This is a genomic window from Providencia sp. 2023EL-00965, assembly GCF_033550225.1.
In the GTDB taxonomy this organism is placed as follows: domain Bacteria; phylum Pseudomonadota; class Gammaproteobacteria; order Enterobacterales; family Enterobacteriaceae; genus Providencia; species Providencia manganoxydans.
On the sequence record NZ_JAWUEH010000021.1, the window covers coordinates 1 to 20460 of the forward strand.

General features: G+C 40.7%; 14 protein-coding genes, 1 tRNA gene and 1 pseudogene. 5 read left to right on the forward strand and 11 right to left on the reverse strand.

Translation table 11 applies throughout. The features are described from left to right. Nucleotides 1-210: 210 nt before the first annotated feature. Nucleotides 211-3237 carry a Tn3 family transposase gene (locus SC428_RS20160; RefSeq protein ID WP_272675323.1) on the reverse strand — a complete coding sequence of 1009 codons (3027 nt, stop codon included), beginning with the start codon at nucleotides 3235-3237 and terminating at the stop codon, nucleotides 211-213. Between the two features lie 176 nt (nucleotides 3238-3413). On the opposite strand from SC428_RS20160, the gene SC428_RS20165 reads away from it, so the two are divergent. Next, a complete protein-coding gene (locus SC428_RS20165; protein WP_173914476.1) occupies nucleotides 3414-4043 on the forward strand; it encodes a recombinase family protein in 630 nt (209 codons plus the stop codon). Between the two features lie 169 nt (nucleotides 4044-4212). Further along, nucleotides 4213-6210 carry a BCCT family transporter gene (locus SC428_RS20170; RefSeq protein WP_104873091.1) on the forward strand — a complete coding sequence of 666 codons (1998 nt, stop codon included), beginning with the start codon at nucleotides 4213-4215 and terminating at the stop codon, nucleotides 6208-6210. Between the two features lie 71 nt (nucleotides 6211-6281). On the opposite strand, the gene SC428_RS20175 is transcribed toward SC428_RS20170, so the two are convergent. From SC428_RS20175 to SC428_RS20205, 7 genes and pseudogenes are all read right to left on the reverse strand, one after another. Then, on the reverse strand, nucleotides 6282-7139 hold the full coding sequence (locus SC428_RS20175) for a universal stress protein (RefSeq protein ID WP_104873092.1): 858 nt from the start codon (nucleotides 7137-7139) through the stop codon (nucleotides 6282-6284). A 2-nt stretch (nucleotides 7140-7141) separates the two neighbouring features. Next, nucleotides 7142-8620 (reverse strand): SulP family inorganic anion transporter, encoded by a 1479-nt coding sequence (locus SC428_RS20180; RefSeq protein WP_173914478.1) that lies wholly within the window; start codon nucleotides 8618-8620, stop codon nucleotides 7142-7144. Nucleotides 8621-8892: 272 nt separating this feature from the next. Beyond that, nucleotides 8893-9205 (reverse strand): annotated as a pseudogene (locus SC428_RS20185) (ArsC/Spx/MgsR family protein); the annotation flags it as partial. 357 nt (nucleotides 9206-9562) lie between these two features. After that, complete coding sequence (locus SC428_RS20190; protein WP_104873093.1) at nucleotides 9563-10147, reverse strand: antirestriction protein ArdA; 585 nt, start codon at nucleotides 10145-10147, stop codon at nucleotides 9563-9565. A 395-nt stretch (nucleotides 10148-10542) separates the two neighbouring features. Continuing rightward, complete coding sequence (locus SC428_RS20195; RefSeq protein ID WP_231405885.1) at nucleotides 10543-10755, reverse strand: hypothetical protein; 213 nt, start codon at nucleotides 10753-10755, stop codon at nucleotides 10543-10545. Between the two features lie 119 nt (nucleotides 10756-10874). Continuing rightward, entirely contained in the window at nucleotides 10875-12092 is a 1218-nt protein-coding gene (locus SC428_RS20200) for a tyrosine-type recombinase/integrase (RefSeq protein ID WP_104873094.1), read from the reverse strand. Nucleotides 12093-12301: 209 nt separating this feature from the next. After that, nucleotides 12302-12396 (reverse strand) — tRNA-Sec (locus SC428_RS20205). A gap of 254 nt (nucleotides 12397-12650) precedes the next feature. Here SC428_RS20205 and prlC point away from each other — a divergent pair. Together prlC and rsmJ are read left to right on the forward strand one after the other, a co-directional pair. Next, nucleotides 12651-14693, forward strand: coding sequence for an oligopeptidase A (gene prlC, locus SC428_RS20210; RefSeq protein WP_070927545.1), 2043 nt, complete (start codon nucleotides 12651-12653; stop codon nucleotides 14691-14693). Continuing rightward, on the forward strand, nucleotides 14686-15450 hold the full coding sequence (gene rsmJ, locus SC428_RS20215; RefSeq protein ID WP_070927543.1) for a 16S rRNA (guanine(1516)-N(2))-methyltransferase RsmJ: 765 nt from the start codon (nucleotides 14686-14688) through the stop codon (nucleotides 15448-15450). The genes prlC and rsmJ overlap by 8 nt, the downstream gene beginning before the upstream one ends. A gap of 77 nt (nucleotides 15451-15527) precedes the next feature. Here the strand turns inward: rsmJ and gdhA are convergent, their stop codons facing one another. Further along, a complete protein-coding gene (gene gdhA / locus SC428_RS20220; protein ID WP_070927541.1) occupies nucleotides 15528-16859 on the reverse strand; it encodes an NADP-specific glutamate dehydrogenase in 1332 nt (443 codons plus the stop codon). Nucleotides 16860-17128: 269 nt separating this feature from the next. Beyond that, on the reverse strand, nucleotides 17129-17563 hold the full coding sequence (gene uspA / locus SC428_RS20225) for a universal stress protein UspA (RefSeq protein WP_070927539.1): 435 nt from the start codon (nucleotides 17561-17563) through the stop codon (nucleotides 17129-17131). A 708-nt stretch (nucleotides 17564-18271) separates the two neighbouring features. On the opposite strand from uspA, the gene uspB reads away from it, so the two are divergent. Beyond that, on the forward strand, nucleotides 18272-18607 hold the full coding sequence (gene uspB, locus SC428_RS20230; RefSeq protein ID WP_070927568.1) for a universal stress protein UspB: 336 nt from the start codon (nucleotides 18272-18274) through the stop codon (nucleotides 18605-18607). 112 nt (nucleotides 18608-18719) lie between these two features. On the opposite strand, the gene pitA is transcribed toward uspB, so the two are convergent. Next, nucleotides 18720-20207 carry an inorganic phosphate transporter PitA gene (gene pitA / locus SC428_RS20235; protein WP_272580620.1) on the reverse strand — a complete coding sequence of 496 codons (1488 nt, stop codon included), beginning with the start codon at nucleotides 20205-20207 and terminating at the stop codon, nucleotides 18720-18722. Nucleotides 20208-20460 lie beyond the last annotated feature (253 nt).

Consider the following 20460-nt stretch of genomic DNA (forward strand, 5'->3'; position numbering starts at 1 on the left):
ACCAACGTACAGCCCAAAGAATGATAATACCAGTGAAATGACGACCTTTAAATGCATTCACCAAACGGACCTCATTAATGAAATAGTTAATTTAGCATACCGGCTACTTAAACTTTGCAACAGTGCCTTTCATCGAAAAGTCCAAAGTTTACTCGTAGCCCTTTGGTATCAAGGGCTACAGACGATATGTAATTTAATAATATAAATAGACTATGCCGCTAAGCTTAATGACTCTTCTGAAATGAGAGGATCTAAATTCTCCAGTAATCTTTCCAGTACAATATTATCTTTTTTAAGGCCAAAGGTGTAATTACCAGCTAACTGTATATGCTGCCATGCAACAGGCGATAACTCAGCTATCATATTGACCGCTTCTTGATTATTTTCACGCGAAAATTTTTCAATCAAACTGGATAATAATGCAGAATTATAATAAATAATGCAGTTAGCGATGATACGAGCACAATCATTCCATTGTTCTATCTGGTAATCATCACCACCTCTAAATTGATTACCATTAATTGACGCGATTGCACGCCGTAATTGATGGTAAGCTTCACCCCGATTAAGTGCTTGCTGGACGAACTGCCTGAGCATTTTGTTATCAACATAATCGAGAACGTATAAGCACTTAATTAATCGGTCATATTCACGAAGAGCCGCTAAGGTGCGATTGTTTTTCTTACTGTTAGAAAGCTTAGTAATCACCGTGCTTTGTGTTGTCGTTTTACGGCTTAATGAACAAATTATCCATTGAATATTTTCCCACTCTTCCTGAATGAGTGATAAATTGAGCGATTTTTTAAGTTTCAGGGAAAGGATCTCATCATATTCTATGTCAAACAATTCATTAAAAACGTGTTTAAATTTTGCATATCGCGGGGCAAACTGATATCCAAAAAGATCAAGGATAGCAAAATTTACGTTGTTAACGCCATGCGTATCTGTTGCTAATGTTTTGGGCTGAATATGACTGGTATTATTATAGAGTAAATCGAATGCGTGGTGGGCCTCATATTCATTGGCTGAAATCACTTTCGTGTTTATTGGTACATGATTTGAAACTAATGTGAGTGCCGATACACCTTTCCCTTTTCGGAAGTATTTGGCAGAAAAACGGGCTTTAAATGTATTGATTCGGCAACCATGTTTTTGGCCATCAATGCTACCAAATGGGGTACTTTCGTTAATCGTATAATATTTGAAAATGGGGAGTTTTGCTAAAGCATCAGATATCATATCATTAGCTTCACTCGTTGTTTCAGGTCTAATATACCCATCATTGACGGCTCTAAGCACACCGATGGCTCTATCTGATATTGATGACATATGATGAACACCATAGTTTGAGCCATTTCCAAATATGCAAGCAAGTAAATCGCCCTCTTTGGCCTTAGTGTTTTTCTTTTTTGAGGCGATATTTTTGAATGCATCTAAGTAACCCGTTTTTTGATGAACATAGTCCATAATTTCAATGATCCCCATATGTTGGAGCTGGTTATATATGGGATTATCAATATCATCTTTCCAGCGTTTATTCGCCAGTTTCCATGTTAACTGATTTGAACGCGGTTGAAGTGTCACGAAATCATTGGCTCCATCATGGATATTACGACCAATACGCTCTATTTGATCGCTCAATTTTTGCGTTAATTCCGAAAGCGTTTGTTCTATTGGCGTATTGAGCCGAGTTAACCCTGTTTTTTGAATGATGACATGGCTTTTTTTCCACTCGGCGGCTGAAATCAAATCATCGGCTAAACGCTTGTTATTAGCGCTTTCATTGATGTAAATATGGTTACTCTCAATCATCCTAGCTACTTTTTGGTATAAATAGTATTCAAATCGTTGAGTATTAACCTGTTCATCTATCAAGATAAAAGGTTTATCGTTTTTTAACAGTAATCGCTGATCGACGGTAGAAATGTGCTTATCTTTTTGAAGTTCTAATTTTGCTGTTAATAATTGGGAAGACAGCAGGTGTAATCCTGGTTCGCATTCGATATCAATAGCGAGAAAAAGTGATCTCATCGTATTCGCAATTTTTCTGTATTGTGTATCAATGTATAGCCACTCATAATGGGTTTTATCAAAATTATTCTTATTAAGATGTTGACTTATTAACTGAATTTCATCTTTAGAGATCATTGTAAATGCATTTTGGCGAATATCACCAAATTGCGTATTGTCACTGACGGTTTCATCAACAAAGAGGTGTAAAATATTACCCGCATGCATTAACTTTTCACGAATAATTTCCAGTTCTTCTGCAATGCGTAACTTAGCTGAAGCACTCGCAGCTTCCCTTTGCTTTCTCGTCACATACAAAAAAGCTGTTACCAATTTATCATTAGTTTCTTGATAGCGAAAAAATAGATAACAAACCAGATATAACATGCCTTGCCATTCGGAAAATCGACGAATTTTATAAATCGATTGATGTTGAATAATCGATGCATAATAGCTTAAGTTACCTAATGATAATCTCAATTCACCAACAAGACGTTTTACGTCGGGATACACACTTTTTATGGTGTTATGCGTTTCAATTTCACTTGCGAGCTCTGTAGGTGTAAAATCTTTAGCTGCGCCTTGTTGACCAGATAGACTATTTAATACTCCTTTTGTATGCAGTATCTTCTTTAATTTTTTATGTATTATTGGTGGCACGCTATTTGACAGGATCAACTCGGTTCGATGCCTCTCATTAGCTAAAATCGTGGTGACCATATTTTGCAAAGTGGAATAACCCACTAATCCAATTCTGTTTTGACCTAAAAAAGCGAGGCATTCATCAAAAATATATTTGGGATATGTGCAGATTGTTGCGACATCATTTAAGCGCTCTATCAAAGCTTGTTTATCTCGCTTTAATAGCCGCGAAAAACCGAGTATTTCATACATTTTCGCTATCAATGTTGCACGAGTACTTTTAGCAATAAAGGGGTATTTCGGTTTTCTATTTGGAAAATGAGTCGCATAAATGTAGTCAACATCGTGTTTAACCTCTCGTAGCTTAAATTGAGCAACAACAGGCTTAGCGCGAAAATAACCGATCAGAAGAATTAAATATATTTTCGTTTCAATTTTTCCCATTTTAGCGAGGATTTTTTTGATACTCGGATCTAATGAAAAATATTCTTCACGCTCAATTTGATTAAATATTGGACGAGAATAGAGCTCATGAATTTCCTGTTCAGTCAAAATTTGAATACGGCCTGATTTAATCTCTTTCATTGTGGTTATGTTCTATCCTCTAAAAATAAACAACATCATATAATGAATGCGCGCGTAATCGATACAGAAGTGCAATTTAAGTCTACCTTAACTACACTAAGTGAAATCCAGTGTAGTAAGTATGAAAAACAGATGTATAATGCACCGAAATAACAACACTAATGTATAGTGCACCGATGAAGACAAATATAAGAATTTATGGATATCTACGTGCTTCTACGCATGAACAAGATGCCTCAAGAGCAAAAAATGAACTGTTGAAATTTGCTGAAGGAATGGGGCTACAAATTGCCTGCTGGTTTGAAGAAAATGAGTCAGGCGCTCAGCTTCACCGACCTGAACTCTTTCGCTTACTCAATGTGGCCATGCCCGGAGATATTATTTTAGTTGAACAAGTGGATAGAATTAGCCGCTTGAATACCGATGACTGGGAAAAATTAAAATATCTCATTGGACATAAAGGGTTAAAGGTCGTTTCTTTAGATCTGCCAACCAGTTACCAGTTTATGAGTCGCACCGATGAATTTACAGAACGAATGCTTGCAGCCCTTAACAGTATGATGTTAGACATTCTGGCAGCGGTTGCAAGAAAGGATTACGAAGATAGACGGCGTCGTCAAGCGCAAGGAGTGCAAAAAGCCAAACAAGAAGGGAAGTATAAAGGTCGTCCGGTCAATAAGATATTACACCAAAAAATTGAAGGTCTTCTAATGGAGAAAAAAAGCTATAGCCAAATAGAAAACCTGATAGGTTGCTCACGGCATACTATTTCGAAAGTATCAAAATTGATGAAAATAGTACAATAAATGTCCCTCTATTCGTTTATCCAGTTTATAGTCATACGGCTTGGTATGACATAAGAGAGATATTTAAGTATACACAAGAGATTGGATACTTTTTAATTAAATAATTTATATTTATCACCATAAACCGAGCTTCATGACAATCATGAGCACGCATTAAAAGGGAGATTGAATGTCATCATCACCACAAAAGTCTCAAACGTGGGGGAAGATAAATCCGCCCGTTTTCTTTGTTTCTGCTTTTATTATTTTATGTGTCGTTGCAGTAGCCGCTATTTTTCCTCAACGTTCTGAAATTTTGTTAAAAACCCTACAAGCTCAACTTTTTGAGAATGCCAGTTGGTTTTATATTCTGGCCGTTGCATTAATTTTATTGACCGTCGCCTATTTAGGGATCTCTCGATTTGGCCAAATCAAACTCGGTCCAGATCATGCTCAACCGCAATTTAGTTATCTTTCCTGGTTCGCTATGTTGTTTTCTGCTGGAATGGGCATTGGACTGATGTTTTTCGGGGTCGCAGAACCCGTGATGCACTATCTTGCTCCCCCCGTTGGAGACCCACAAACTGTTCAAGCTGCAAGAGAAGCAATGGAAATTACATTTTTCCATTGGGGCTTACATGCTTGGGCGATTTATGCCATTGTCGCCTTAATTCTCGCTTTTTTTAGTTATCGACATGGCTTACCGCTTACATTGCGTTCAGCTCTCTATCCCATCATTGGTGAACGTATCTATGGCCCAATGGGACATGCCGTTGATATTTTTGCTGTTGTTGGCACCGTTTTTGGCGTTGCAACTTCGCTTGGATTTGGTGTTTTGCAAGTCAACGCAGGATTAGCACATTTATTTGGTTTTCCTGTCAGTCCAACGATGCAAGTAATTTTGATCGTGGTGATCACGGGATTAGCGACGTTATCAGTCGTCAGTGGTTTAGATAAAGGCATACGAATTCTCTCTGAACTCAACCTAAGTTTAGCGGGTTTATTATTATTATTAATTGGGATTTTAGGCCCGACAGTACTGTTACTTAAATCTTTTGTCCAAAATACCGGGGCTTATCTTTCAGATATCATCAATAAAACCTTCAATCTTTATGCCTATGAGCCGCAATCGAGTGAATGGTTAGGGGGATGGACATTATTGTATTGGGGATGGTGGCTTTCATGGTCCCCTTTTGTGGGCATGTTTATTGCGAGGATCTCTCGAGGCCGTACTATTCGTGAGTTTGTTACAGGTGTTTTGTTTGTTCCTGCTGGGTTTACACTGCTTTGGATGACTTTTTTTGGAAATAGTGCCATCCATTTGATCCGTGATAATGGGGCTGAAATGTTGGCACAAGTCGTTCAAAAAGATGTTGCTCTCGCCTTATTTGAGTTTTTAAATTACTTTCCGTTTTCATCTGTTCTTTCTTTTGTCGCTATGCTGATGGTCATTGTTTTTTTTGTGACATCTGCAGACTCTGGGGCCATGGTTGTCGATACGTTAGCCTCGGGTGGTGAAATACACACACCCGTTTGGCAACGTATTTTTTGGGCCTTTTTGATGGGGGCCGTTGCAATCACACTTTTACTGGCCGGCGGATTAACGGCATTGCAAACTATGACGATAGCGACCGCGTTACCTTTTGCGATTATTTTATTGATTGCTATCGTCGGATTGCTAAAAGCTTTACGGATTGATGTGTATAAAAAAGACAGTCAACAGCTTGCTACCTTAGCACCGAATACCGGACGTGGGGGGTTATCATGGGAGCGTCGATTACGTAAAATAGCGTTCTTTCCTAAACGTAATCAGGTTAAACGTTTCATGGCGGAAGTGATTGAGCCGGCTATGCAGTCAGTCGTTACTGAGTTGGAAAAGCAGGGGACCGAGGTCGCTATCCATAATGAGAAAGACGATAGGGTGACTCTTGAAGTACAATTTGGTGAGAATCTCAATTTCCTCTATGAAATACGATTACGGGACTATTTGACGCCTTCTTTTGCATTAGTGGGTATGGATGATGATGAAAATAATGAGTCTCAGAAATACTACCGCGCTGAAGTTTATTTAAAGGAAGGTGGGCAAGACTACGATATTATGGGATGGAGTGAAGCGCAGATTATTCATGATATCCTCGATCAATATGAAAAACACATTCATTTTATTCATATTGTCGATAAATCGTAGCCACTTATTATGATAGAGAGGTGACGAAAGCGAGTCACCTCTCTTGGTAATAATGACTATAGACGAAAAGACTAACGAATGATGAGTAATGACACGGGCGTTTTATGTATCATCTCTGTCGTATGACTTCCGGTAAAAAATTGCCTCAATCGCGAATGACCAAAAGCCCCCATGATGATCAAATCAATATGGTGTTGTACTGCAAAGTTACACAACTCATCAACGATGCTATTGTCACCCTCAAGTAAATTGACTTTCACCTGAATACCGGCTTGATGAAGTTGGTTTTGTGCTTTTTTGAGCTGACAGTCTTGGTTACCGTACATCACCAGATAGCAATCACTACCGGCTAATAATTTCACTTGTGTTAACCGATGAATGATTCGTTCACCTTCCTCGCTGCCATCAAATGCAATCAGCATCTTTTTCGGTGGGGTAAAGTTTCGCTTGCAGATAAGCACTGAGTTTTTTTGAAGTCGAATAATGCCTTCGAGTTGACTGCCAATATGACCCGTTAATTCAGATTGCTCGCCTCGACGACCGAGTACAACAATATGCGTATCATCTTGATTGAGTACTTCGGCTAACGTTCCTTGTCGCTGAAGTGTATTAACATCATGAAGACCTAAATCTTGAGTGATTTTTTTTGCACTCATCAATAATTGTCGGCCTTCCTCTCGGGTTAAGCGCGCTCGCTTTTCCTCAATATCCACGAGTTCACTCAATAAAGTTTCTCGGGTATCAAATCCGATGATCCCACTTAAATCATGGTGTGCTGATGTCGAGATTTTTTCATTCATGTGTAACAGTGTCAGTGGTAGGTCGAGTGTTTGGGCTATCCAAGCACTGGCGTGGCAAACAGCAATTGCCGAAGACGAACGGTCAATACACCCAATTACACAATTTTTTTGAATGATATCTGCTACCATAATTAATGACCTCCCATGAATTTTTCAATTTTTTTCGGGTCGTCATGAATACCAAATTTATCAACCAATGTTGCAGTGGCTTCATTCATCCCTTTAATTTCAACATCAATGCCTTCACGTCTAAACTTAATCACCACTTTATCTAACGCGCTGACGGAGGTGATATCCCAAAAATGAGCATGATCCACATCAATAATCGCTTTATCAATGTCTTCTTTAAAATCAAAAGCATTAACAAAGCGTTCTGATGTAGCAAAGAAAATTTGTCCTCGAACCTCATAATGGCGTGCTTTTTTATCTCTGCTTGATGTAACTGTCATGTATCGCGCGACTTTATTAGCAAAATTAAGCGCTGCGATGAGCACCCCGACAAGTACCCCGTAAGCCAGATTATGGGTCCAAACGACAACAATGACGGTGGCTATCATAACGACACTGGTTGATAGCGGATGAACTCGTATATCAGCAAGGGATCGCCAAGAAAAGGTTCCAATTGACACCATAATCATCACAGCAACTAACGCCGCCATGGGGATTTTTGATACCCAATCATTAAGAAAAACCACCATTAACAATAAAACAATACCGGCAACCAGTGTCGATAATCGGCCTCGGCCACCCGATTTTATATTGATGATGGATTGACCAATCATCGCACATCCTGCCATCCCGCCAATAAATGCAGTGGCAATATTCGCAATACCTTGCCCTTTGCATTCTCGATTTTTATCACTGGTTGTATCAGTCAAATCATCCACAATCGTTGCGGTCATCATCGATTCTAATAAGCCAACAACGGCAAGCGCTAGTGAGTAAGGTAATATGATCAGTAGCGTTTCGATATTCAAGGGAATATCAGGCACAAGGAAGATAGGTAAACTGTCAGGCAAAACGCCCATATCACCGACTGTGCGGATATCAAGACCCAGACTAATTGAAATTACCGTTAATACAACGATACACACTAATGGTGAAGGAATGGTCTTATTGATTAATGGAAACAGATAGATAATCCCTAAGCCTGCCGCGGTCATGGCATAAACATGCCAACTCACATGGGTTAACTCTGGAAGTTGGGCTAAAAAAATCAAGATAGCTAACGCATTAACAAACCCCGTTACGACAGAGCGTGAAACAAACCGCATTAAATTACCGAGCTTTAAATATCCTGCGATAACTTGAAATATCCCGGTTAAAACCGTCGCGGCTAATAGATACTGAAGGCCATGTTCTTTCACAAGAACGACCATTAAAAGTGCCATTGCTCCCGTTGCGGAGGAAATCATACCGGGGCGTCCTCCGATAAAAGCAATAATTACCGCAATGGAAAATGCTGCGTATAACCCGACTTTAGGGTCGACGCCGGCAATAATTGAAAAAGCGATTGCTTCAGGAATTAACGCTAAAGCAACAACAATACCGGCAAGCACATCCCCACGGATGTTACCTAGCCAGTCCTGACGAGTGGAGGACAACAGCATATTGGATTACCTTGTAATCTATCAATCCCTTGATGGGCGAGTGTATTTTAAATAAGCGAAATTATCCCTAAGAAGGGATGACGAAATTGGCTGATTTAGTATCAACCTAAAAGGAGGGCGGGAGCTCAGGGTGGCGTAAGACGCATAATATAATTATCTGTTCCTATTGATAGCAAGTTTTAAAAAATCAAGACTAACAGTACGTAATTAAGTTCCCTATTAGCATGAGCGCATTGGTACTATACATCAATGCACGCACCATGATAAGTATATTACTTAACTCTGACAACTTGTATGTCTACAATAAGCTCACCATCTTCTTTGATAAACTCATGTTGTTGCGGATGAGATAATATCTCCAATACGACTTCAGATGGTCGGTAAAGTTTAGTTCCTATTGGTGCAATATCAAATCAGTATTGGGTATTGCAACATAAAATCAATCAGTTGGTCATCGGTATAAATATCATTTTCTAAGGCTAATTGTTCATACCGTTCAACATTTTTTCGTAATAACGCCCTTACCGTAATTTTCATATCGGCAATAAGTTTTACTAACATATCCTTAGACGGTGGGGTTTCTAAATTTTAATTTTTCAATGTAATAGCATCGAGTGTTAATGCTATCGTATAAGATATCGCCTGTATCCCTTGATATTACAGGGCTAAGAGCAAACTTTGGACTTTTCGATGAAATGGGCGCGTAACCCCTTCTACTAGTGCATTTGTCATCACAGTAAGATAAATATCCATTTAATGGTTTGCATTAAATAAAAAAAGAACACCATAATAGCCATCTTTACGGATATCCGTAAAGATGGCTTATAGTAGAGTTTAGTTTGATTGGTGTTCTAGCTTATGGATGTTATTGGGATACTATTGCATTATTTATTCTCCGCCCAATGGGATCAAAGCGGTTTGACTCCCATTCTGTTATCCTATCTACCCACTTATATGATAAACATATCCTCCACTGTGAAAAATCCCCCCTTGTTCAAGACAAACATCACGTCCATAGCGTTCATAGTCAAAGTAATGGGATAAATGCCCCAGTTGGGCTAAATCATAACAACCACTTTCTTCTATCCAGTAATAACCTAAATCATATTCATTATTGACCCCCGCTAATTGCTGGAAAGAATCTAAATTATCCGCTAAATGAATTAAATCATGGATTGAACTCGTTGAAGAACTGATTTCAATGGCTGCCTGATAAAGGTTAATTTCATCAGGCGATAACATGGCTAATCGCGAGGCTAACTCATTCAACTCATCTAAAAGGCTATATTCTGAAATGTAAGAAGAAAGGCCATCAATGGAGGATTCATAGTCGGTCAAAAAATACTCTTCATAGTGAATGCCATCAATGCCAATCCGCATTAAACAGTGTTCGATCTCTTTTGAGGTTGCCGGAAGCTCAAGCCACTCACCAACCAGTTCACCTTCGTTATATTTACCTAAATTCGTAATAAAAACAGAAATCATCCCCGATTTTAGGCATGGGGAAGCCGTCGCTGTTATACGCATATTCGTGTCCTATTATTGATGTATTGTGATTTAATTAATGGCGATATTTTGATAAAGGGAGCTATTTCCCTTTAGAAGATGATATTGATATAAAAAGCCAATCAGCTGAAAAACAGGCAACTCGCTTTAAAAATGATTAATGACGTTTTAGATCAAGATGATGAGTAGACTCACAGTCCCGATAACATGTTATGTTTTTTACCATGATTTATTTTTGTGTGGGTTAAAACGAAAAAAGCCCCTGCCAATAAACTAGGGTCAGTTCAGACTCACAGACTCCTAAGAGATGAAACCCCATCAGGGGTTTCCGTTAACTTATGGCTATCAATCAAACGTGTATTCACACTCGATACATTCATAACGATCAAATACCACGCCATCTAAAGCTGAACCACTCACAGCCCAGCAGTAGCTCCAGCGACTAAACGTCCAAATAGAGCGCCTACCGCAGCACCAGCAATCGTCCCTACAACAGGAACAGCAGAGCCGATAGACGCTCCAGCTAGTGCGCCTGATACGCCACCAGCAACAGCTCCTGTCTTTTTCCCAATATGACGTTCACGAATGCGAGTTGAATCGCAGGCCGGGCAACGAATGTAATTTTCCATAATAATTTCCTTTTAGGTTGATTTAAAAGCAAAAAAGCCCCTGTCCGTGAGGACAGAGGCTTTCAGTGATAAAGCTTCTTTATTGAATGAGATGTATTACGATAAATCGTGGTTAGTTATCATGCGTTTTGACGATGAAAATTCCCATGAACAATATTGCCACCATTTCTCAATGAATCGATATAGTCGGCATACCACTGCATCATTTCTCGCCTACCTTCTAAATATTGCGCATGGTTATAGGTTCCTCGAATAGAGTTTTTATCGATATGCGCGAGCTGGGTTTCAATCCATGCTGAATTAAATCCTTGTTCATGCAGGATTGTACTCATCGTGTGACGAAAGCCATGTCCTGTTAGTCTTCCTTTATACCCCAACAACTCAATAACCTGATTTACGCTTTCCTTACTGATCGGTTTTCTATGGTCATTACGGCCTATAAACACAAGCTCATAATGCCCTGACAGTGGTTTGAGTGAATTAAACAGCTCGATCACCTGTTTAGATAGTGGCACTACATGTGGTCGCTTCATTTTCATCACTTCAGCAGGAATTTCCCAAATCCCTTTTTCTAGATCAATATCCTGCCAACGCGCATAGCGGAGCTCTTGTGTACGTACAGCTGTCAGCAGAATAATTTTAGTTGCCGTTTTGGTGATCACACTACCTGTATACCCTGCTAGATCCTTTAGAAAATAAGGTAACTCTTCAGCGGTTAAAAATGGAAAGTGTTGTTTCTTCGGTGGAGCTAAAGCAGAAGCCAGATCAGGGGCTGGGTTATATTCAGCTCGACCAGTAATAATTGCATAGCGAAAGACCTCCCCGCAGCGCTGGCGGACTTTGCGCATCTTCTCTAAGGCTCCGCGCTTCTCCATCTTACGCAAAGTTTCAAGTAGCTCTAAGGGCTTAATCTCTGCTATCGGACGCTTACCAATGTAAGGAAAGATATCCTTTTCAAAGGTATCAATAATTTCATCACGGTAACGTAGTGACCAGCGATCCGCTTTAGAGGTGTGCCACTCACGAGTTACTGCTTCAAAAGTACTTTCAGAAGCTAAGTGCTTTTCTAATCTAGCTAATTGCTTTTGTTCACTTGGATCTTTATTTTGAGCCAACAATTTTTTCGCATCATCACGCTGGTTTCTTGCTTCCGCTAATGTCACTTTCGGGTAAACACCAATAGAAAGCATTTTTTCTTTGCCTGCGAAGCGGTACTTCATTCTCCAATATTTAGAACCATTGCGATTAACGATCAGATATAACCCACCTGAATCAGAAAGTTTGTAGGGCTTATCTAGCGGCTTTGCCGTTTTTATTTTTATATCACTCAGAGCCATAATAAAACCTCCGTAAGCCCTATCTGTTTCAAAGAAAATGAGAATTTGGGGGTGCAAGATATAGCATACCTAAATGCACCCCCGATTAACACCCCCAACTGGGGGTTGATGTGGAGTAACCTCAGTTGAACTGAGTTGACTATGATTTGCTTTTATAGGTTGAATTTAAAGGATTTAATTGACTTCAGTGGAGGTGTGTTGAGCTTGTGTGGCGGAAGATCACAGGAGTCGAACCTGCCCGGGACTGCTGGCAGCCCCAACTGGATTTGAAATCCAGCCGCCTCACCGGAGACGACGATCTTCCTTTTTGATTGAGCACCAATTATAGCCCGAATCAATAGTTTTCCAAAGCTTACTGAATAAAATAGTCACATTTATTGATAATTATTAAGAACAAAAAGCGTTATCTTGTATTGAGGTTTCTATTTCTGCCCCCATATAATTTTCATATTCACAGTGGCGTGTTACATTCGTTCACTCGAAGTTAGCCGTTTCACTTATTGTCAATACAGTAAGCCTTGGCCTACCCGTGCAAGCCTGCAATCACAGGATGTTTATATGACAAACCCATTATTAACCGATTCTGTACTACCCCAATTTGCTAAAATTGAACCTGAGCATGTATTCCCTGCGGTTCAACAAGTCCTGACGGAATATCGTCAAACTGTCGAAAATATCCTATCAGCAACTAATCAATATACATGGGATAACCTATGCCAGCCGCTTGAAGAAGCAAGCGATAAGTTATCACGTGTATGGTCACCTGTTGGCCACCTTCATTCGGTCAAAAATAGCCCAGAGCTGCGTGAAGCCTATGAAAAATGCCTACCATTGCTTTCTGAATTCAGCACATGGATGGGTCAGCATGAACCTCTATATCAAGCTTATAAGTCTCTCAAAGATAGCGCACAGTTTGCATCCCTAAGCCAATCGCAGAAAAAATCCATCGAAAATACCTTACGTGACTTTGAATTGTCTGGTATTGGCCTGCCAGCTGAAAAGCAGCAGCGTTATGGCGAAATTGTCGCACGTATGTCTGAAATTGCCTCTAAATTCAGCAATAACGTTCTTGATGCCACCATGGGTTGGACTAAGCTCATTAAAGATGAGAAACAATTGGCTGGTATGCCGGAAAGCGCTATTGCTGCCGCAAAAGCCATGGCGGAAGCTAAAGGTGAGGAAGGCTATCTGCTAACACTGGATATGCCAAGCTATTTGCCTGTTATGACCTATGCTGATAACGCTGAGCTGCGTCGTGAAATGAGTCACGCGTACAGCACTCGAGCATCAGATCAAGGACCTAATGCAGGTAAATGGGATAACAGTGAGCTAATTGAAGAATTGATGGCATTACGTCATGAACTGGCTCAACTACTTGGTTTCAAAAACTTTGCTGAAAAATCACTGGCAACTAAAATGGCGGAGTCGCCTGCACAAGTATTAGACTTCCTGACTAATTTAGCTGATCGTGCACATCAACAAGGTAAAGATGAATTAGCCGAATTAACTGCTTTCGCTAAGCAGCACTATGGTGTTGATAAGCTCGAATCTTGGGATCTGGCTTATTACAGCGAAAAACAAAAACAACATAAGTTCTCACTCAGCGACGAACAGCTACGCCCTTACTTCCCAGAGCAGCGTGTTGTAGAAGGCCTATTTGAGGTTGTTCATCGTATCTATGGCCTTACCGCCAAAGAACGCAAAGATATCGAAACGTGGCATCCAGACGTGCGCTTCTTTGAGCTTTATGATGACACCAATACCCTACGTGGTAGCTTCTATCTTGATCTGTACGCGCGAGAACACAAACGTGGCGGAGCATGGATGGATGACTGTGCAGGTAGAATGGTACACAAAGATGGCTCGTTACAGAACCCTGTCGCCTATTTAACCTGTAACTTTAATAAACCTCTTGGTGATAAACCTGCTCTGTTTACTCATGATGAAGTGATCACACTGTTCCACGAATTTGGCCATGGTCTGCATCATATGATGACCAAAATCGATGTAGCAGATGTTGCTGGCATCAATGGTGTGCCGTGGGATGCCGTCGAATTACCAAGCCAGTTTATGGAAAACTGGTGCTGGGAGCCTGAAGCGCTCGAATTTATTTCTGGTCATTATGAAACTGGCGAACCATTACCTCGCGAAATGCTTGATAGCATGTTAGCGGCTAAAAACTATCAATCCGCTATGTTTGTTTTACGTCAGCTAGAGTTTGGTCTATTTGATTTCCGTTTACATGCTGAATATGACCCAGCTAAAGGTGCTCAAGTGATGCCAACCTTATATGCGGTAAAAGAAAAAGTGGCTGTTGTACCATCGCCTGAGTGGAGCCGTTTCCCACATGCATTTAGCCATATCTTTGCCGGTGGCTATGCAGCGGGCTATTACAGCTACTTATGGGCCGATGTACTGGCAGCAGACGCTTACTCACGCTTTGCGGAAGAAGGTATATTTAACCGTGAAACAGGCCAATCATTCCTCGATAACATTCTTAGCCGTGGTGGCTCAGAGGAGCCAATGGTACTGTTCGAACGTTTCCGTGGACGTAAACCTGAGTTAGATGCGATGTTGAAGAGCTATGGTATCGATGGCTGATCACGTCAAGATCCAACTGATCTGTGAAGAGGGTGCCGATCAAGGCACTCTTTCCCAACTAGCGGAAAAATGGCAACTCATCCACAGCCCCGATGCGGTTATGGCATTGGTTCTCACCCCTGAAAACTTACAACTGCGTAAACTGGATGAACCTAAATTAGGCGGTATTTTTGTTGATTTTGTGTCAGGGGCAATGGCACATCGACGTAAGTTTGGTGGTGGCAGAGGAGAAGCGGTTGCAAAAGCCGTGGGGATCAAAAAGGATTATTTGCCGGATGTCATAGATGCGACAGCAGGTCTTGGTCGAGATGCTTTTGTGCTAGCCTCTGTGGGTTGTCAGGTACGCATGTTAGAACGTCATCCTGTGGTAGCAGCCTTACTTGATGATGGCCTACAACGTGGTTATCAAGATAGTGAAATCGGTGAATGGCTGAAACAACGGATGTCCTTAATTCATGCATCAAGTATTACGGCCTTAGCGGATATCACGACACCACCTGACGTGATTTACCTTGATCCGATGTATCCACATCGTCAAAAAAGTGCATTGGTTAAAAAAGAAATGCGCGTTTTTCAATCACTAGTAGGCGCAGATGATGATGCAGATGCTTTGTTAGCGCCCGCTTTAGCGCTAGCAAAACGCCGTGTGGTGGTGAAACGCCCTGACTATGCAGAACCCCTTGCGGGGCAAAAAGCGCCGTCCGCAGTCACAACCAAAAGCCATCGTTTTGATATTTATCCATGCATTAAAACATAACAACGAAAGGCGTATGTACCAGTGAGTTATCAATATAATACAGCCGCCTTTTCGCGTATGTTCATTTAATCAGGAAATTACAAAATACCCTGTGCGAGCATTGCATCAGCGACTTTCACAAAGCCTGCAATGTTTGCGCCTTGTACATAGTTAGTTTGCTTCGCTTCACCACCAAACTCGACGCAGTGGTTATGGATATCTAACATGATGTGATGCAAACGTGCATCAACCTTCTCCGCCTTCCAGCCCATACGTGCCGCATTTTGTGCCATTTCTAAGCCTGATGTTGCAACCCCGCCTGCGTTTGCGGCTTTACCTGGTGCAAACAATACACCTGCCTCAAGAAAACGTTCTGTTGCTGGGATCGTTGTTGGCATATTTGCACCTTCAGCCACAGCTTTCACACCATTTTTGATAAGTAGTTCTGCCGCTTCAAGATCCAACTCATTTTGAGTGGCACATGGTAACGCGATATCAACAGGTACACACCATGGTTGCTTACCAGCCAGATAGGTTAAACCAAACTCTTTCGCATAAGCCTCGACACGGCCATAGCTATTTTTGATTTCTTCTAGGCGCGCAAGTTTTTCAGGGGTAAAGCCCGCTTCGTCAACAACTGTTCCGTTAGAGTCTGATGCAGTAATGACTTTAGCACCTAATTCCATACATTTTTCAATTGTGTATTGAGCAACATTGCCTGAGCCTGACACAGCAACACGCATGCCTTCAAAGCCTAAACCATGGCGTTTTAACATTGCGTTAGTGAAATAAACCAAGCCGTAACCGGTTGCTTCTGGGCGAATTAAGCTACCACCAAATGAAAGACCTTTACCGGTGAACACACAAGACGTGTCGTTAGATAATTTTTTCATCATACCGGCCATAAAACCAACTTCACGACCACCTACCCCAATATCCCCAGCTGGAACATCAGTATCTGCACCCAAATGGCGATACAATTCAGTCATCAAAGCTTGGCAGAAACGCATCACTTCACCGTAGCTTTTGCCTTTTGGATCAAAGTCAGAACCACCTTTACCACCACCCATCGGTAATGTTGTCAGTGCATTTTTCAATGTTTGTTCGAAGCCAAGGAATTTTAAGATAGAAAGGTTAACTGATGGGTGGAAGCGCATTCCGCCTTTAAATGGACCGATAGCGGAACTATATTGAACACGCCAAGCACGGTTTACATGTACTTTGCCTTGATCATCTACCCAACAGACACGGAATTGGATCACTCTTTCTGGCTCAACAAAGCGTTCAAGTAATGCTTGTTCACGATATTTCGGGTTATTTTCTAGGAATGGCCAAAGTGAGGTAAATACTTCACGAACGGCCTGAAGGAATTCAGGTTGCTGAGGGTCTCTTTTTTGTACAGACTCCAAGAATGAAGATAATGAATTCATTGGTTGTGTCTTCCTTTTTTAAATTTTATGTTGTGATGTTTCTCACCCTTTCTTATGATTATTTTTTAGGAAATGTGAGGTTGATTTGTATTTGCTTATTGAATATATCACTAGTTTGTATTCAAGTTTCAAGGTTTTTTTTTATTCTGGAGTAAAAAAAATTTCTTGACCTACCAATAACTCACTTAATTTAAATTTTTTTACCCAAAAAAAACGCCTGCATAAGCAAGCGTTTTTAGTGAATAATGTTTCAATTCTAACTGAATCGATTATTCTTCATCGTCATTCAGCGGAACAATCAACATATCAACATGAACAGTATTAATCAACTGACGCGCTGATGACATCAATTTGCTCCAGAAGTCTTGGTGATGACCACAAACCACTAAGTCCATGTCATACTTTTTAATTGCATCGACTAGAACTTGGCCTAAATCACCACTACCACTCAGTGTTTCTTGGATCTCATAACCTGCACCAGCAGAAAGATCTTTTAGCGAATTACGCGTTTCATCCGTGATACGTTGTTGCATGTCGCCCAAATTCACATCGATAAGACCGGTGTAGAGATCTGAGTAGTTCACATCAACATGGATCATGGATACTTTAGCCCCGTAAGGTTTCGCCATAGAAACCGCTTTATCCAGTAACACCTTACTTTCAGGTGATAAATCTACCGCTACGAGAATATGTTTGTATGCCATAAAGTAAACTCCTTCCGAATGCTGATTTTATGATAAGTTAAGAGCCTATTCGGTTAGCCTCTTAACTCACCACATATCTTATAAGCTCTAAATAATTCGAATTCGAGATGCAGCTAGGCGACAGTGAAAGCGCCGCTAAGTGCATAGAAAACGATGTGACTGGCACAAATGAGCGTAGCCAACATACCTCAACGCAAAACACTGCAACTTCAAATACAACGAGTATAGTTAATATACCTGCATATCGTGATACCAATTGTCACGTCGATCACATCTGTGCAGATTAGCCACGTCAATCTTTAGCCGCATAACATTTTATAAAACAATAACATCATCTACTTAATATTAATATATAAACGAGAATGATGTGTGATATTTCGCAATCAATGCTTTGAATAATTCGAAGTGCAGCTAAGAACATCGATAACACTGTGATTAATGGGCTATCATACCTTAAAAGAGGCCCCTACAACTTGAAGTATAACCAGTACACCCGAAGTGCTAGCAAATTGTCCTTTTATTACACCTTTTCACCCAATATCACGTTCCAATCCACACCAATACAAACAAAAATCGTTTAAAAATGCTTCCCTTTGCACTTTTTTTAGGCAGCGTATTATCCTACAATGAATAATGAGCTTGATTGTCACTGTGTTTGCTTTATTTCCTTTGTTACAACAGCGCTGGCTGATATCTGAGGAGGTGAGTATGTTCAGTATGATTGCCTTGTTCTGGGCCTTATGCATTCTATGTATCATTAATATGATACGCTATTTTTCTTCGATCCGCGTTTTACTCTATATCCTACGGGATACCGACCCACTACTTTACCAATCTGTTGATGGTAATGGTTTTTTTACTACTCATGGGCAATTGAATAAACAACTAAAACTTGTACGTTACATTAACAATAAACAATATCTAGACCATTTTGATCCAGAGGTCATAGCGCGCTGTGAAAGGATCCGTAAACAATTTGTGCAAATTAGCCAACTAAGTTTACTTGTTGCCGTTAGCCTAATTTACTTACTTGTTACCGCTTAATGAGGTGGTAGAAGCCACTTTTCATCGACATTCTTTTTAAGACAAAAAATAGTGATGAACTTATTCAGCTCATCACTATTATTGATTTTATTAGTCTTTTCAGTAAGAACGACTAGATCACCATCAATGCAATCCAGTACAAACCACCCGAAAGGATAATCGAGACAGGCAGAGTCAGTAGCCACGCTAGCGCGATGCTCTTAATTGTTTTACTCTGTACACCACCGCCATCAACAACCATGGTACCTGCCACCGCAGATGACAAGACTTGAGTCGTGGAAACTGGCATACCAGTATAACTTGCCACACCGATTGATACCGCTGCCGTCACCTGTGCAGAAACCCCTTGTGCATAGGTCATGCCTTTCTTACCAATTTTCTCACCGATAGTGACAGCAACTCGCTTCCAACCAAACATGGTTCCGATAGACAGTGCTAATGCCACCGCAATAATGATCCATAACGGCGCATACTCAACCGTATACAACAGGTCATTACTCAGCTTTTTCAGCAAACTGGCATCTTGTGAGCTCGTTTCAGGCAACTTCGCTACCGCATTCGCGGTATCAGAGATACACATCAATAAACGGCGCATATGGTTACGTTGGTCAGGCGTCAGCTCATCATAATTTTGAATGCCATTTAGCATTTTTTGCGCTTGAGCCAGAACAATTGACGTACGTGAACTATCGCAATGGAATTCTTTACTGAGTTCATCTTCATCGACAATAGCTGGGGTATTTTCAATCGCGTGGTTTAGAGCCGGTTTATGTGTCTCATAGTATTGTTGTAAGTGGACAACGGCATCATGTGTTCTAGCGATATCATAACCGCTAGAGTTCATATTGACGACGAAGCCCGCAGGAGCAACACCTATTAACACAAGCATGATAAGACCAATACCTTTCTGGCCATCATTCGCACCATGGGAGAAACTTACGCCAACAGCGGAAAGGATCAACGCAGTACGAGTCCAGAATGGTGGCTTGCGCTTACCATCTTTTTTCTCCCGCTCTGCTGGCGTTAAGTGGATGCGACGACGTTTTTTAGTTCCACTCCAATAGCGGCGTAGAATAAAAATCATCAACCCAGCAATCACAAAACCAATAGCAGGAGAAAGGATAAGAGACATGAAAATGCTGATCATTTTAGGTATGTTCAACGCATCAACGATGGATGAATCTGTGACTATTGCGTTAGTTAAACCAACACCGATAATCGCCCCGATCAAGGTATGAGAACTTGATGCAGGGATACCAAAATACCAAGTTCCCAAGTTCCAAATGATTGCAGCTAACAATAGTGAGAACACCATTGCAAGGCCGTGAGCTGAGCTCACATTAAGCAAAAGATCTGTTGGTAGTAGGTGAACAATTGCGTAAGCAACGCTCAACCCTCCCAGCAGAACACCAAAGAAGTTAAACACACCCGCCATCACGACCGCAAACTGCGCCCGCATTGCACGAGTATAGATAACCGTAGCTACCGCATTCGCGGTATCATGAAAGCCATTTATAGCTTCATAGAACAGCACAAATAACAGTGCCAGAACTAACAATAAGCCAGTGTAAAATTCTAAACCTGTAAAAAGATGTAGCATAGACGTTAAGCCATTTTATGTTGGTCATGAACGCGGCGCATTATCAGTGACAAACGCTAGCGGTGGAAGCGAAATCTAACCTTTTTTTGATTTAACTACCAATCAAAAAAGTACAACATGATTATTATCCTATATTTATCAATACATTACATGATTTGTTTTTATTCTGATTTTTCGAAACTTTTTTATCAGAATTTCACTCAAATCTGAGTTAATTCATCTTTTTTGGCGAATTTCTCGGAAGCTACCCACT

Bases quoted from the DNA above. Each gene is read 5' to 3' on its own strand.
- uspB (WP_070927568.1), top strand. From the start codon at position 18,272: ATGTTCAGTATGATTGCCTTGTTCTGGGCCTTATGCATTCTATGTATC.
- prlC (WP_070927545.1), top strand. From the start codon at position 12,651: ATGACAAACCCATTATTAACCGATTCTGTACTACCCCAATTTGCTAAA.
- pitA (WP_272580620.1), bottom strand. From the start codon at position 20,207: ATGCTACATCTTTTTACAGGTTTAGAATTTTACACTGGCTTATTGTTA.
- SC428_RS20165 (WP_173914476.1), top strand. From the start codon at position 3,414: ATGAAGACAAATATAAGAATTTATGGATATCTACGTGCTTCTACGCAT.
- SC428_RS20170 (WP_104873091.1), top strand. From the start codon at position 4,213: ATGTCATCATCACCACAAAAGTCTCAAACGTGGGGGAAGATAAATCCG.
- SC428_RS20180 (WP_173914478.1), bottom strand. From the start codon at position 8,620: ATGCTGTTGTCCTCCACTCGTCAGGACTGGCTAGGTAACATCCGTGGG.
- SC428_RS20200 (WP_104873094.1), bottom strand. From the start codon at position 12,092: ATGGCTCTGAGTGATATAAAAATAAAAACGGCAAAGCCGCTAGATAAG.
- rsmJ (WP_070927543.1), top strand. From the start codon at position 14,686: ATGGCTGATCACGTCAAGATCCAACTGATCTGTGAAGAGGGTGCCGAT.
- SC428_RS20160 (WP_272675323.1), bottom strand. From the start codon at position 3,237: ATGAAAGAGATTAAATCAGGCCGTATTCAAATTTTGACTGAACAGGAA.
- SC428_RS20195 (WP_231405885.1), bottom strand. From the start codon at position 10,755: ATGGAAAATTACATTCGTTGCCCGGCCTGCGATTCAACTCGCATTCGT.
- gdhA (WP_070927541.1), bottom strand. From the start codon at position 16,859: ATGAATTCATTATCTTCATTCTTGGAGTCTGTACAAAAAAGAGACCCT.
- SC428_RS20175 (WP_104873092.1), bottom strand. From the start codon at position 7,139: ATGGTAGCAGATATCATTCAAAAAAATTGTGTAATTGGGTGTATTGAC.
- SC428_RS20190 (WP_104873093.1), bottom strand. From the start codon at position 10,147: ATGCGTATAACAGCGACGGCTTCCCCATGCCTAAAATCGGGGATGATT.
- uspA (WP_070927539.1), bottom strand. From the start codon at position 17,563: ATGGCATACAAACATATTCTCGTAGCGGTAGATTTATCACCTGAAAGT.